The sequence below is a fragment of the Pseudomonas sp. C6002 genome (genome assembly GCF_013385805.1).
Lineage (GTDB): Bacteria > Pseudomonadota > Gammaproteobacteria > Pseudomonadales > Pseudomonadaceae > Aquipseudomonas.
In genome coordinates this window covers 175,883-190,420 of record NZ_JACAPH010000013.1, presented here as the reverse complement: position 1 = coordinate 190,420, position 14,538 = coordinate 175,883, and the positions used below count along the sequence as shown (strand labels likewise).

The 14,538-nt window shown below is 61.4% G+C and carries 11 protein-coding genes; 7 read left to right on the top strand and 4 right to left on the bottom strand.

Annotated elements, in window-relative coordinates; all coding sequences use genetic code 11:
* Positions 1–190 precede the first annotated feature (190 nt).
* Complete coding sequence (gene rlmM / locus HX817_RS08360) at positions 191–1,264, top strand: 23S rRNA (cytidine(2498)-2'-O)-methyltransferase RlmM (RefSeq protein WP_003219000.1); 1,074 nt, start codon at positions 191–193, stop codon at positions 1,262–1,264.
* A 108-nt stretch (positions 1,265–1,372) separates the two neighbouring features.
* Positions 1,373–1,624, top strand: coding sequence for a sulfurtransferase TusA (tusA, locus tag HX817_RS08355; RefSeq protein WP_003218998.1), 252 nt, complete (start codon positions 1,373–1,375; stop codon positions 1,622–1,624).
* Here tusA and HX817_RS08350 read toward each other — a convergent pair.
* On the bottom strand, positions 1,621–3,009 hold the full coding sequence (locus HX817_RS08350; protein ID WP_003218996.1) for an MATE family efflux transporter: 1,389 nt from the start codon (positions 3,007–3,009) through the stop codon (positions 1,621–1,623). The two genes, tusA and HX817_RS08350, sit on opposite strands and share 4 nt — an antisense overlap.
* Before the next feature lie 309 nt (positions 3,010–3,318).
* Here HX817_RS08350 and pdxB point away from each other — a divergent pair, with 309 nt between their 5' ends.
* Complete coding sequence (gene pdxB, locus HX817_RS08345) at positions 3,319–4,461, top strand: 4-phosphoerythronate dehydrogenase PdxB (protein ID WP_177040097.1); 1,143 nt, start codon at positions 3,319–3,321, stop codon at positions 4,459–4,461.
* A 51-nt stretch (positions 4,462–4,512) separates the two neighbouring features.
* On the opposite strand, the gene HX817_RS08340 is transcribed toward pdxB, so the two are convergent.
* Positions 4,513–4,686: a PA1571 family protein gene (locus HX817_RS08340; RefSeq protein WP_003218992.1), complete on the bottom strand. Its 174-nt coding sequence runs from the start codon at positions 4,684–4,686 to the stop codon at positions 4,513–4,515.
* A 216-nt stretch (positions 4,687–4,902) separates the two neighbouring features.
* Between HX817_RS08340 and HX817_RS08335 the strand changes: the two genes are divergently transcribed.
* Positions 4,903–6,711 (top strand): ABC transporter transmembrane domain-containing protein, encoded by a 1,809-nt coding sequence (locus tag HX817_RS08335; protein WP_177040096.1) that lies wholly within the window; start codon positions 4,903–4,905, stop codon positions 6,709–6,711.
* A 63-nt stretch (positions 6,712–6,774) separates the two neighbouring features.
* Here the strand turns inward: HX817_RS08335 and HX817_RS08330 are convergent, their stop codons facing one another.
* Entirely contained in the window at positions 6,775–8,703 is a 1,929-nt protein-coding gene (locus HX817_RS08330) for a transglycosylase SLT domain-containing protein (protein ID WP_008437594.1), read from the bottom strand.
* 212 nt (positions 8,704–8,915) lie between these two features.
* Between HX817_RS08330 and HX817_RS08325 the strand changes: the two genes are divergently transcribed.
* The gene (locus tag HX817_RS08325) at positions 8,916–10,835 is read left to right on the top strand and encodes an ATP-binding cassette domain-containing protein (RefSeq protein WP_003218986.1); all 1,920 of its coding nucleotides are present in this window, start codon (positions 8,916–8,918) and stop codon (positions 10,833–10,835) included.
* A gap of 116 nt (positions 10,836–10,951) precedes the next feature.
* Here HX817_RS08325 and HX817_RS08320 read toward each other — a convergent pair whose 3' ends face one another.
* On the bottom strand, positions 10,952–11,389 hold the full coding sequence (locus HX817_RS08320; protein WP_003218985.1) for a universal stress protein: 438 nt from the start codon (positions 11,387–11,389) through the stop codon (positions 10,952–10,954).
* Between the two features lie 104 nt (positions 11,390–11,493).
* Here HX817_RS08320 and HX817_RS08315 point away from each other — a divergent pair, with 104 nt between their 5' ends.
* Entirely contained in the window at positions 11,494–11,931 is a 438-nt protein-coding gene (locus HX817_RS08315) for a hypothetical protein (protein WP_003218981.1), read from the top strand.
* Positions 11,932–12,383: 452 nt separating this feature from the next.
* Entirely contained in the window at positions 12,384–14,531 is a 2,148-nt protein-coding gene (gene fadB, locus HX817_RS08310; protein ID WP_003218979.1) for a fatty acid oxidation complex subunit alpha FadB, read from the top strand.
* Positions 14,532–14,538: the final 7 nt, after the last annotated feature.

Sequence of the window (14,538 nt, the reverse complement as noted above, 5' to 3'; positions counted from 1 at the left end):
ACATGACTCCTTATGGTCCGCACGGCTACGGACCTGACGGGACGAACAGAGCTTACAAATTAGCCCTGTTTTAAGTAGCTGGCTAATTACTGGACTCTATCAATAAGTCCAAGGTTCCGAACTCGGCTATCATGCGCGCGTTTTCATGACAGGCATTGCGCTATAGCAAGCTCGTGATCCAGGAGAGTTGATGAACACCCTTTTTATGCACTGCCGCCCGGGTTTTGAAGGCGAAGTCTGTTCCGAGATCGCGGAACACGCCGCACGCCTGAACGTTTCGGGCTATGCCAAGGCCAAGACCGGCAGCGCCTGCGCCGAATTTGTCTGCACCGAAGAAGACGGCGCCCAGCGCCTGATGCGCGGCCAACGCTTTGCCGAGCTGATCTTCCCGCGGCAGTGGGCGCGCGGGGTGTTCATCGACTTGCCGGAAACCGACCGTATCAGCGTGATCCTCGCGCACCTGCGGGATTTCCCGGTGTGCGGCAGCCTGTGGCTGGAAATGGTCGACACCAATGACGGCAAGGAGCTGTCGAACTTCTGCAAGAAATTCGAAGTTCACTTGCGCAAGGCGCTGATGGCCGCCGGCAAACTGGTGGAAGACGCCAGCAAGCCGCGCCTGCTGTTGACCTTCAAGAGCGGCCGCGAAGTGTTCATGGGCCTGGCCGAGTCAAACAACTCGGCCATGTGGCCGATGGGCATCCCGCGCCTGAAATTCCCGCGGGACGCGCCAAGCCGCTCGACCTTGAAGCTGGAAGAGGCCTGGCACCACTTTATCCCCCGTGATCAGTGGGACGAGCGCCTGCACAGCGACATGACCGGCGTCGACCTCGGCGCAGCGCCTGGCGGCTGGACCTGGCAACTGGTCAACCGTGGCATGCTGGTGACCGCCATCGACAACGGCCCGATGGCCGAAAGCCTGATGGACACCGGGCTGGTGCAGCACTTGATGGCCGACGGCTTCATCTACACCCCCAAGCAGCCGGTGGACTGGATGGTCTGCGACATCGTCGAAAAACCGGCGCGCAATGCGGCCCTGCTGGAAACCTGGATCGGCGAGGGACATTGCCGCGAAGCGGTGGTCAACCTGAAGTTGCCGATGAAGCAGCGTTATGCCGAAGTGAAGCGCCTGCTTGAACGCATCGCGGAAGGCTTCAAGGAACGTGGCATCCGGGTGGAGATCGGCTGCAAGCAGCTGTACCACGACCGTGAAGAAGTGACCTGCCATTTGCGCCGGTTGGATGTGAAGAAGCCAAAGGCCCGGTAAACGCTGCTCAATGTAGGAGCGAGCTTGCTCGCGAAAAAACCGAGGGCGCCGCTGGCTACCTGGCGCCCCGCGTTACCGTTAAAATGCCGGCCTGTTTAGGAGTAAACCATGAGCCTGACCCCTGATTTACCCGTCGATGCCGTCCTCGACGCCACCGGCCTCAACTGCCCGGAGCCAGTGATGATGCTGCACCAGCACATCCGCGACCTGGCGCCCGGTGGCTTGCTCAAGGTGATCGCGACCGATCCGTCGACCCGTCGCGACATCCCCAAGTTCTGCGTGTTTCTCGACCATGAACTGGTGGACCAGCAGGAGCAGGCCGGTACCTACCTATACTGGATCCGCAAGAAATCGGCTTAAGCCCGGCGAATCCGCTTGCGTGCGCTGCGCACCAGGCGGATCACCAACATCGCCGCGGCACAGCTCAGGCCCACGATCAGCCCCTGCCACAAGCCGCTCGGGCCTCGGGCCTGGCCCAGCCACTCGGTCAGCCCCAGCGCGTAGCCCACCGGCAAGCCCACGCCCCAATACGCAAACAACGTCAGCACCATGGTCACCCGAGTGTCCTGGTAACCACGTAGTGCGCCGGCGGCCGTGACCTGGATCGCGTCCGAGAACTGAAACAGCGCCGCAAACACAATCAGCATCGCCGCCACCTGGATCACCAGCGGGTCCTGGGTGTAGATGGTGGCGATCTGTTCGCGAAACAGCAGCATCAGGCTGCAGGACAGGCAGGCATACACCAGCGCGGTGCCCATTCCGACACCTGCGGCAAAGCGCGCCTCACGGGGTTCGCCACGGCCCAGGGCCTGGCCCACGCGCACGGTGACCGCCATGCTCAGGGAGTAGGGGATCATGAACACCAGCGAGCTGAAGTTCAGCGCGATCTGGTGTCCGGCCACCACCGTGGCACCGAGGCTGCCGATCAGCAGCGCGATCACCGCAAAAATGCTCGACTCGGCAAACACCGCGATCCCGATGGGCAAGCCAATGCTCAACACACGCTTGATCACCGACCATTGCGGCCAGTCAAAGCGCTTGAACAGCTCGCTGCTCTGATACACCGGTGCCCAGCGGGTCCAGGCGGCCAGGCCGAGCATCATCACCCACATCACGATCGCCGTGGCCCAGCCGCAACCGATGCCGCCCATGGCCGGCACGCCGAAGTGGCCGTAGATAAACACATAGTTCAGCGGAATATTCAGCGCCAGCCCGCACAGGCCCATGACCATGCTCGGCCGCGTTCGGCCCAGCCCGTCGCTGAAGCAGCGCAGCACGTAGTACAGCGCAATGGCCGGCATGCCCGAAGCGATGCCGTGCAGGTAGCCCATGCAGGGCTTGATCAACTCGGGATCGACCTTCATCAGGTGCAGGATCGGTTCGGCGCTGATCAGCAACAGCAGCGCGGTAATTCCCACCACCAGTGCCAGCCACATCGACTGGCGCACCAGCGGGCCGATTTCACCGTGGGTGCCGGCGCCAAAGCGCTGGGCGACTTTCGGCGTGGTGGCCAACAGGGTGCCGGTCATCAGCAGGTACACCGGGATCCAGATGGAGTTGCCCAGGGCGACCGCCGCCAGGTCTCGGGAGCTGACACGCCCGGCCATCACGGCATCGACGAACCCCATGGCGGTGGTCGCCAGTTGCCCGATCATGATCGGCAGCGCCAGGGCCAGCAGGTTGCGCACTTCAAGGCTGACGCGGGCGGGGCGAGAAAGGGCGGTGGTGGTTGTGGCAGTGTTCACGTACAGATGTCCGATAGGGGGAGCGCAGGACGGCGCATTCTACGCCTTGACGTGTTGGTCAGGAAAAAACCTGTGTTGTGGATTTGTAAACACATCCCCGCGCATATATAGCGTCTTGTGGCGAGGGCGCTTGCTGTGGCGAGGGAGTTTGCTCCCGCTGGGCTGCGCAGCAGCCCCAGAACGGGCAACCGATGTGTACCTGAAAAAACACGGTGCTGCATTTGGGAGCGCTGCGCACTCCAGCGGGAGCAAGCGCCCTCGCCACAAGGAAAACCGCTGTACACTGCTGATCCGCGAAAGGAGCCTGCCATGCTGATTGTTGCCGACGAAAATATCCCGCTGCTCAATGCATTCTTTGAAGGATTCGGCGAGATTCGCCGGGTTCCGGGCCGGTCCATTGACCGCGCGACTATCGAGCAGGCCGATGTGCTGCTGGTGCGTTCAGTGACCAACGTCAACCGGGCCTTGCTCGAAGGCACGCCGGTGCGGTTTGTCGGCACCTGCACCATCGGCACTGATCACCTCGACCTCGATTACTTCCAGCGCGCCGGCATCCAGTGGTCCAGCGCCCCCGGCTGCAATGCCCGTGGCGTGGTCGACTATGTGCTGGGCAGCCTGCTGACCCTGGCCGAGATCGAAGGCGCCGACCTGGCCCAGCGCACCTACGGTGTGGTGGGGGCCGGTGAAGTCGGCGGGCGTCTGGTCAAGGTGCTCAAGGCGTTGGGCTGGAACGTGCTGGTGTGCGACCCGCCCCGGCAGATCGCCGAGGACGGTGATTACGTCAGCCTGGAGCAGATCGTCGAGCAGTGCGATGTGATCAGCCTGCACACGCCGCTGAACAAATCCGGCAACGGCTCCACCTGGCACTTGTTCGACCGCGAGCGCCTCAACCAGCTCAAGCCCGGTGCCTGGCTGATCAACGCCAGCCGCGGCCCGGTGGTGGACAACGCCGCCCTCAAGGAGGTGCTGCTGGCGCGCGAAGACCTGCAGGCCGTGCTGGATGTGTGGGAAGGCGAGCCGCAGGTGGACGTCGACCTGGCCGACCTGTGTGTGCTGGCCACCCCGCATATCGCCGGCTACAGCCTGGACGGCAAGCAGCGCGGCACGGCGCAGATCTATCAGGCGTTTTGCCGGCATCTTGGTCAGGACCCGACGATTCAATTGAGCGACTTGCTGCCGGAGCCGTGGCTGGCCGAAGTCAGCCTCAATGCCAATACCGATCCGGCCTGGGCCTTGGCGACCCTGTGCCGCAGCGTGTACGACCCGCGCCGTGATGACGCGGATTTCCGCCGCAGCCTGGTAGGCACAGTGGATGAGCAGCGCAAGGCCTTCGACCTATTGCGCAAGCACTACCCCGAGCGGCGTGAGATTGACGGCTTGAAAGTGCGGATCAACGGCGAGTCTGCCGCCTTGTCGAGCCTCGTGGCAGCATTGGGCGCACAGGCAATCTGAAGGCATAAAAAACCCGGCCATCAAGGCCGGGTTTAAGAGAGCGTGGGCGAATCAGCCTCGCTTGGCAGGCTTGACCAATTTCTGTTCCAGTTCGGCGCACGCGCTCTGGATCATTTCTTCGGTGATTTGCACTTCGCGGCCCTGAGCGTCGATGTACGAGCAAGGCAATTGCTGCGGTTGGCGGATCACTTGAATTTTGGCGTTGCTGCTGTTTTGCAAGGACATGGCCCGTCTCCTCATCAGGTTGTGTACCTACTTTAAAACCCCCGCGTGACCGCGTTGTTACAACTCCTTGCGCGGCCCGCAGATCGAATGCCCAGTCCAGCAGAAACCGATACAAATTTCCAGCCGGTCCTTAGACCGATAGCCTCTAGGGCCTAGGTTCGGTGAGCATAATTAACCTGACTCATTGTGATTCGCTCAAGTTCCCCCCATGTAGCTATGCAGGTTCCCGTCTCCAACCTTCAGGTGAAACCCTCCATGCTCTCAGCCCGTCAACGCCGCGCGATTCGCCTGGCCAGTCGCTTCGTCGCTCCCTACCGCTGGCAGGCCCTGGGCGCCTTGTTGGCGCTGATCGTCACCGCCGGCATTACCTTGTCCATGGGCCAGGGTATTCGCCTGCTGGTGGACCAGGGGTTCATGACCCAGTCGCCGCACCTGCTCAACCAATCCATCGGTCTGTTCATGATCCTGGTGCTGGGCCTGGCGGTGGGCACCTTTGCGCGGTTTTACCTGGTGTCGTGGATCGGCGAGCGGGTGGTGGCGGACATCCGGCGGCAGGTGTTCAACCACTTGATCTACCTGCATCCGGGCTTCTACGAAAACAACCGCAGCTCGGAAATCCAGTCCCGGCTGACCACCGACACCACCTTGCTGCAATCGGTGATCGGCTCCTCGCTGTCGCTGTTCCTGCGCAACGCCTTGATGGTGATCGGCGGGATCGTGCTGCTGTTTGTCACCAACCCCAAGCTCACCAGCATCGTCGTGATAGCGCTGCCACTGGTGCTGGCGCCGATCCTGATCTTCGGCCGCCGGGTGCGCAGCCTGTCGCGCCAGAGCCAGGATCGCATCGCCGATGTCGGCAGCTATGTGTCCGAGACCCTCGGCCAGATCAAGACCGTGCAGGCCTACAACCACCAGGTCCAGGACGAACAGCGCTTCGCGCTGACGGTGGAAGAGGCGTTCACCACCGCCCGCAAACGCATCGTGCAGCGCGCCTGGCTGATTACCCTGGTGATCATGCTGGTGCTGGGCGCCGTGGGCGTGATGCTCTGGGTCGGCGGCATGGACGTGATCGGCGGGCGCATTTCCGGTGGTGAGCTGGCGGCGTTCGTGTTCTACAGCCTGATCGTCGGCAGTGCCGTCGGTACCTTGAGTGAAGTGTTGGGCGAGTTGCAGCGCGCCGCCGGTGCGGCGGAGCGGATTGGCGAATTGCTGCAGTCGAGCAATGAGATCAAGGCGCCCGAAGCCAACGTGATCAAGTTGCCGGAGCGGGTCAGTGGCCGCCTGGAAATCCAGGATTTGCGCTTCTCCTATCCGTCGCGTCCGGATCGTTTTGCCATCGACGGCTTGAGCCTGAGCATCAATGCCGGCGAAACCCTGGCCCTGGTCGGTCCGTCCGGTGCGGGTAAATCGACGATGTTCGATCTGTTGCTGCGTTTCTACGATCCCCAGCAAGGCCGCATCCTGCTTGAAGGCCACCCGCTGACCGAGCTGGATCCGCTGGACCTGCGCCGCTGTTTCGCCCTGGTGTCCCAGAGCCCGGCGCTGTTCTTTGGCACTGTCGAAGAGAACATCCGCTACGGCGATCCGACGGCCACCTTTCCCCAGGTCGAGGAGGCGGCGCGCATCGCCCACGCTCACGACTTCATTTTGCAAATGCCCGACGGCTACCAGACCCACCTGGGCGACGGCGGCATGGGCCTCTCCGGCGGCCAGCGCCAACGCCTGGCCATCGCCCGGGCCTTGTTGGTGGATGCACCGATCCTGCTGCTGGACGAAGCCACCAGCGCGCTGGACGCCCAGAGCGAACACCTGATCCAGCAGGCGCTGCCGCAGTTGATGGAAGGGCGCACCACCCTGGTCATCGCCCACCGGCTGGCCACGGTGAAGAATGCCGACCGGATTGCCGTGATGGACCAGGGCAAGCTGGTGGCGGTGGGGACGCATCAGCAGCTGATCGCCAGCAATCCGCTGTATGCACGGCTGGCGGCGTTGCAGTTCAGTGATGGTGAGTCGACCACCCACTGATTCACCGCCCACAAAAAATGCCCGCATCTCTCAATGCGGGCATTTTTTATGGGACAGCGTTACTTACTGATCATCAAAATACCGCTCATGCCAATCCACCAGCGGCTGCGGTGCATTGAGCTTCTGCCCGTAGATCACCGAATAAGACAGCACGTTCTGCACATACTGGCGGGTTTCGTCGAACGGGATGCTTTCCACCCACACATCGAAACTCAGGTGATCGGCGCCGCGCAGCCATTGGCGTACACGGCCCGGGCCGGCGTTGTAGGCGGCGGTGGCGAGCACGCGGTTGCCGTTGAACTGGGCGTGGACCTGGCTCAGGTAGGCGGCGCCGAGCTGGATGTTCTTGTCCGGGTCGAGCACCTGCTGTTGCGAAGCCAGCGGGATGCTGAACTTGCGCGCAGTCTCCTTGGCGGTGCCGGGCATCAGTTGCATCAGGCCGGTGGCGCCGACGCCGGAGCGCGCGTCGTCCATGAAGGCGCTTTCCTGGCGGGTGATCGCAAATACCCAGCTGGAATGCACGCCGCGGACCTTGGCTTCGCGCACCAGGGTGTCGCGGTGGGCCATCGGGAAGCGGATGTCCAGGTCGTCCCAGTACTGCGCCTGGCTGATGGTGCGGATCGCCGGGAAGTACCACTTCATGTCGTAGGCCAACTTGGCCTGGGCGACCATTTCGTCGCGGTTGAAATGCCGGCTGACGTGGTACCACTCGCGGCGGCCATCAACGATCTGGCCACGGGCGTAGAACTCCAGGGCGCGGCGCACGCCCGGTGTGTTGCGTACCTTGTTCATCAGCGCCTGGCTCATCACCAGTGGCTTGTTGTTCAGTTGGTACGGGGACTGGGAGCGATCCGCCGCCAGGAAACCGTAAAAGTCTCGTTCCTTGGCCAGGCCCTTGTACATCACCAGGGCTTGCGGGTTCTTCGGCTCTGCCAGTTCCAGGCTGCGGGCCTGCCAGTAGCGCCAGCGGTTGGTGGTGGCCAGGTCCTGGGGCAGCTTGCGGGTCAACTGGTAGGCGTCTTCCCAGCGGGCCAGGCGCAACAGCAGGCGCAGGCGCCATTCGGAAACGGTGTTGTCCCGCAGTTCCGGATCGTACTTGGTCATCACGTCAAGGGCGCGCGGGTCGTAGCGACGCGCCAGGGTCAGGCCGATTTCCCGGGCGATCGACACTTTTTCGTCACGAGAGAAGTGCATGCTGCTGGCATAACCGTCGAGCAGGGCCATGGCCTTGTCCGGGTCCTGGCGTGCCAGGCGGCGCAGGCCCAGTCCTACGGCATCGGACATGGCTTCGTTGGCCGGCAGGAAGCGCGATGGGTCGCCGAGCATGTCGGGCTTCTGCGCCACGTCCACCATCAGGCGGCCCTGGGCGCCGAGGGTCGGCAGGGTCTTCACCAGGCTGTTGGCCAACGGATAGTTGCGGGCTTCGGCGGCCAGCTTGGCGCGGTCCCAGATCTTCTGTTCGGTCAGTTGGCCGTCGGCGGCCCACTGGCCAAAGGTGGCATCACAGGCAGCAGGCTGGGATTTACCGGTCAGCCACAGCTTCTCGGTGGTTTTATAGCCTTCGGCTTTTTGGTTGTGGGTCAGCTGGAATTGGCCATGGAGGCAGTCCAGTTCGACGAAATTGAGTTTGGCGTCGTAGTACTTTTCAAAGGTTTGCCAGTCGCCACGGTCGGCCAGCCAGCGCAACCAGCGCAGTTTCATCCAGTTGGCCTGGGGCAGGTCGCCGTTCTTGGCGAGGAATTGTTCGATCTCCTCGTTGCTGGCGGTTTTCAGCCGCGCGGTCAGCTCGTCGTAGGCGAGGTACGGCGTCAACGGGTAGTCGGCCAGGGCCTGGCTGTATTGGAAATACGGGCCGCTGTCGCCTTTGGCGAGGGCTCGTTTGGCTTCATCGTAATATTGACGTTGGGTGGTGAGGTCCACGGCCTGGGCAGATTGAACGGCGGTGGCAGAAAGAAGCAGACAAGATAAAAAGCTGAAAAGGCGACTGCGCATGAGACGTCCGTGCAGAGGAATCTGGACTAGTGCCGACGTCGCCGACACTGATTGCCCCTAGCTTAGCCTTTTGCCCGCAACCGGTGAAAGCTTTGCCGGTCGCTTCGTTCAAGTTCATCTGAAATGTCCAACAGAACGTGTCAGCGGCGAAAATGCCGGCCGCCTCGAGCCCTAAGTCAGGTAGAATGCGCGCCCAGTTTTTGGAGAAGCGTATGACCCTGCTCAAATTCAGCGATGTGTCCCTTGCTTTCGGCGCTATGCCGTTGTTGGACAAGGTGTCCTGGCAGATCGCCCGTGGTGAGCGGGTGTGCATCATCGGCCGCAACGGCACCGGCAAGTCCAGCATGATGAAGCTGGTAAAAGGCGACCAGAAGCCCGATGACGGCTCTGTCTGGCGCGCCCCGGGCCTCAAGATTGGCGAATTGCCGCAAGAATTGCCGGTGGCCGACGGACGGACAGTGTTCGACGTGGTTGCCGAAGGCCTCGACGGCGTGGGCGCACTGCTCGCCGAATACCATCACCTGGCGCAGAACTGCGTCACCGAAGCCGACCTGGACAAGCTGATGCACGTCCAGCAAGACCTCGAAGCCCGCGACGGCTGGCGCTTGCAGCAATTGGTCGACAGCACCCTGAGTCGCCTGCAACTGCCCGCCGACAAGACCCTCGCCGAATTGTCCGGCGGCTGGCGTCGCCGCGTCCTGCTGGCCCAGGCCCTGGTTTCCGAGCCGGATCTGTTGCTGCTCGACGAACCGACCAACCACCTGGACATCGGCGCAATCGCCTGGCTTGAAGAAGCCCTCAAGGATTTCCAGGGCGCCGTGCTGTTCATCACGCACGACCGTTCCTTCCTGCAGAACCTGGCAACCCGCATCCTCGAACTGGACCGTGGCGGCCTGATCGACTGGAACGGCGACTACGCCAGTTTCCTGGTGCACAAGGAAGCCGCGCTGTCTGCGGAAGAAACCGCCAATGCCCTGTTCGATAAGAAGCTGGCCCAGGAAGAAGTCTGGATCCGCCAGGGCATCAAGGCCCGCCGCACCCGTAACGAAGGCCGCGTACGTGCCCTGAAAGCCCTGCGTGTCGAGCGCAGCGAGCGCCGTGAACGCACCGGCAAGGCCAATATCCAGCTGGACACCGCCGACAAGTCGGGCAAGCAAGTGATGGTGCTGGAAAACGTCAGCTTCCATCACCCGGACGGCCCGTTCCTGATCAAGGACTTCTCCATGGTCCTGCAGCGCGGCGACCGTATCGGCCTGCTCGGCGCCAACGGTACCGGCAAGACCACCTTGCTCAAGCTGATGCTCAACGGCCTGCAACCCACCAGCGGTACCGTGGAAGAGGGCACGCGCATCGACGTGGCCTACTTCGACCAGTTGCGCCACCAGTTGGACCTGGAAAAAACCGTGATCGACAACGTCGCCGAAGGTCGCGACTTTATCGACATCGACGGCCAGAGCCGCCACGTGCTGAGCTACCTGGGCGACTTCCTGTTCAGCCCGCAGCGTGCACGTACGCCGGTCAAGGCCTTGTCCGGTGGTGAGCGTGCGCGCCTGCTGCTGGCCAAGTTGTTCAGCAAGCCAGCCAACCTGCTGGTACTCGACGAACCGACCAACGACCTCGACGTGGAAACCCTGGAACTGCTGGAAGAGGTCCTGCTGACCTTCAACGGCACCGTGCTGATGGTCAGTCACGACCGGGCATTCCTCGATAACGTGGTCACCAGCACCCTGGTCTTCGAAGGCGAAGGCAAGGTGCGTGAATACGTCGGTGGTTATCAGGACTGGCTGCGCCAGGGCGGCTCGCCGCGCCTGCTGGGCGTGACCGAGAGCAAGTCCGGCAAGGCTGACTTGACCTCGGCCGTGGTTGCTCCAGTGGCTGCTGCTCCGGCACCAGCCCAGGAAGCACCTGCTGCGAAGAAGAAGCTCAGCTACAAGCTGCAACGTGAGCTGGAAGCACTGCCGGGTGATATCGACGCCAAGGAACAGCAGATTGCTGCCGTTGAAGCTGAAATGGCTGACGCGGGTTTCTACCTGCGTCCGGCTGCAGAAACCGCCAAGGTGATTGCATCCCTCGAGCAGCTTAACAGCGAGCTTGAAGCCCTGGTTGAACGCTGGGCCGAGCTGGATGCCTGAGTGATTCAAGCGCAATAAAAAACCCGGCGCTCATTTGTATGAGCGCCGGGTTTTTTGTATGAAACGCGGTTCAGATGTGGGAGCGGGCCCGCTCCCACATTGGATTGCCGTTGGTCTTACGAGCTCTTGACCAGTTTCACGGCCAGCACATCGCAAGGTGCGCCGTGCAGCACGTCATTGGCGGTGGAGCCCAGCAGCAAGGCCAGGCCGTGACGGCCGTGGCTGCCGACCACGATCAGGTCGCAACCTTGCTCCTTGGCCAGGTGGTGGATTTCCTGGCGCGGCTGGCCGTAGGTCAGGTGGCTCTGGTCTTTTTTCAGGGCAGGGTACTTGTTGATCAGCCGGTCAAGGCGTTCCTTGGCCTGGTCGAACTGCTGCTGTTGCAGTTGGGAAAGGTCCATCGGCACATCGCCGCCAAAGGCCATGGCCATCGGTTCGACGATATGCACCAGGGACAGCTTCACCGAGTCGCCTGCAAGGCCTACGGCCCGCTTGATCACGGGGTCGCATTCTTCGGTCAGGTCCACGGCGACCAGAATATGTTCGTAGGGCATGAGGAGTCCTCCAAGGGAAAGCGATAAGTTCAGTATGGCTGGTTTCAAGCGGATGGGGTTGCGTCAGGTCAAATCCGCTCATCAAGAAATTCGGGAGTACACATATGACGGTCTGGATAGTGGTGTCAATCCTTGCGCTGGTTTTAAGCCCCCTGGCGTGGCTGCGTCCTTCGCGCCATTCGAGCGGGCGCATGGCTTTGCGCATGGAGGCGCGGCGCATTGGCCTGGCCATGCAACTGACGCCCCAGGAATGGCCGCACTGGCTCAAGCACGAGCCGCCAAGCCCGTGTGCCCAGTATCACCGGCCACGGCGTGGCACCACGCGGGTGACCTGGAGTTACTGGCAGTTGGAGCCAGGGGTTTGGGTCAATCAGTGGCAGGAAACCTGCGTCGATGAAAAGTTGTTGCCACATTTTGCGACGCTGCCGGCGAACGTCTACAAAGTCGAAGCCGACAAGCAAATGATCACCCTGTACTGGGGCGAGAAGGGCGAGTTGAGCGTGTTGCAGGACATTGACGCGGTGCTCAAGGCGCTGGCCTGAGATTCCTGCGGGCATTAAAAAGCCCGAAAGCATCATCGGGCTGGAGTTGGCCAGGCAGGCCGGTAATTCGTTTTACGTGCCGCTAGCCTAGCCGCATATTCGGTTCTGTACAGCCCTTTAAATCAAAATTCACATTATTGATTTCGCGAATGATTAAACATTGGCGGGGCGATGCCGGCTGCCCCGGGTTCTGAAATGACTGAAAAGTCGCGTTTTTGCGGCCCTTTCGAGCGATTGACAATTCTTCGGATTTGGCTGAAGGTGACGTACCCAAATCAAACGGGCGTATGAATTGAGCGTTTGTCTTTCAGACCGTTCGTACAGAATCCCGACTATCGCGTTGGCGGGTGTGCCTGGCAACTTGGCGTTAGCATCGACGGAAACGTCAGTGCCTACGCTGAATCCTGCGTCCGACGTGTACTGTTCAGCTTCCATATCGTGGAGATCAGTTGATGATTTACGAAGGTAAAGCCATCACGGTTAAGGCTCTTGAAAGTGGCATCGTCGAATTGAAATTCGACCTCAAGGGTGAGTCCGTCAACAAGTTCAACCGTCTAACCCTGAATGAATTGCGTCAGGCCGTAGACACCATCAAAGCAGATGCTTCGGTCAAGGGCGTGATCGTCTCCAGCGGCAAGGACGTGTTCATCGTCGGCGCTGACATCACCGAATTCGTCGACAACTTCAAGCTGCCCGATGCCGAGCTTGTGGCTGGCAACCTCGAAGCCAACAAGATTTTCAGCGATTTCGAAGACCTCAACGTGCCGACCGTTGCCGCGATCAATGGCATCGCCCTGGGCGGCGGTCTGGAAATGTGCCTGGCCGCCGACTTCCGCGTGATGTCTGCCACCGCGAAAATCGGCCTGCCGGAAGTCAAGCTGGGCATCTACCCAGGCTTCGGCGGTACCGTGCGCCTGCCGCGCATCATCGGTGCCGACAATGCCATCGAGTGGATTGCCGCCGGCAAGGAAAACCGTGCTGAAGACGCGCTGAAAGTCGGCGCCGTGGATGCTGTGGTGGCTCCTGACAAGCTGGCAGAAGCCGCGCTGAACCTGATCAAGGGCGCCATCAGCGGCGAATTTGACTACAAGGCCAAGCGTCAGCCAAAGCTGGAAAAACTCAAGCTCAACGCCATCGAACAGATGATGTCGTTCGAAACCGCCAAGGGTTTCGTGGCTGGCCAGGCCGGCCCGAACTACCCGGCGCCGGTTGAAGCGATCAAGACCATCCAGAAGGCCGCGAACTTCGGTCGCGACAAAGCCCTGGAAGTCGAAGCTGCCGGCTTCGTCAAACTGGCCAAGACCTCTGCCGCGCAGAGCTTGATCGGTCTGTTCCTGAACGATCAGGAACTGAAGAAAAAGGCCAAGGCCTACGACGAAATCGCTCGCGACGTGAAACAGGCTGCCGTACTCGGCGCCGGTATCATGGGCGGCGGTATCGCCTATCAGTCGGCGTCCAAAGGCACGCCGATCCTGATGAAAGACATCAACGAGCACGGCATCGAGCAGGGTCTGGCAGAAGCCGCGAAGCTGCTGGTAGGCCGCGTTGATAAAGGCCGCATGACTGCAGCGAAAATGGCTGAAGTGCTTAACGGCATTCGTCCGACCCTGTCCTACGGTGATTTCGGCCACGTCGACCTGGTGGTCGAAGCGGTTGTCGAGAACCCGAAGGTCAAGCAGGCGGTACTGGCTGAAGTTGAAGCCCAGGTGAAAGAAGACACGATCCTGGCGTCCAACACCTCGACCATTTCCATCACCTTGCTGGCCAAGGCCCTCAAGCGTCCGGAAAACTTCGTCGGCATGCACTTCTTCAACCCGGTGCACATGATGCCGCTGGTGGAAGTGATCCGTGGCGAGAAGTCCAGCGAGCTGGCCGTTGCCACCACCGTTGCCTACGCCAAGAAAATGGGCAAGAACCCGATCGTCGTCAATGACTGCCCGGGCTTCCTGGTCAACCGCGTACTGTTTCCGTACTTCGGCGGTTTCGCCAAGCTGGTCAGCGCCGGTGTGGACTTCGTGCGCATCGACAAGGTCATGGAAAAATTCGGCTGGCCAATGGGCCCGGCGTACCTGATGGACGTGGTCGGCATCGACACCGGCCACCACGGTCGCGACGTAATGGCTGAAGGCTTCCCGGACCGCATGAAAGACGACCGCCGCTCGGCGATCGACGCGCTCTACGAAGCCAAGCGCCTGGGCCAGAAGAATGGCAAGGGCTTCTACGCCTACGAGACCGACAAGAAGGGCAAGCAGAAGAAAGTGGCCGACCCATCGGTTCACGAAGTACTCGCGCCGGTCATCTACGAACAGCGTGAAGTGTCCGACGAGGACATCGTCAACTGGATGATGATCGCCCTGTGCCTGGAAACCGTGCGCTGCCTGGAAGACGGCATCGTTGAAACCGCAGCCGAGGCCGACATGGGCCTGGTCTACGGTATTGGTTTCCCTCCATTCCGTGGTGGTGCGCTGCGTTACATCGATTCCATCGGTGTGGCCGAGTTCGTTGCCCTGGCTGATCAATACGCTGATCTGGGCCCGCTGTACCACCCGACTGCGAAGCTGCGCGAGATGGCCAAGAACGGCCAGAGCTTCTTCGGTTAAGTGCCCA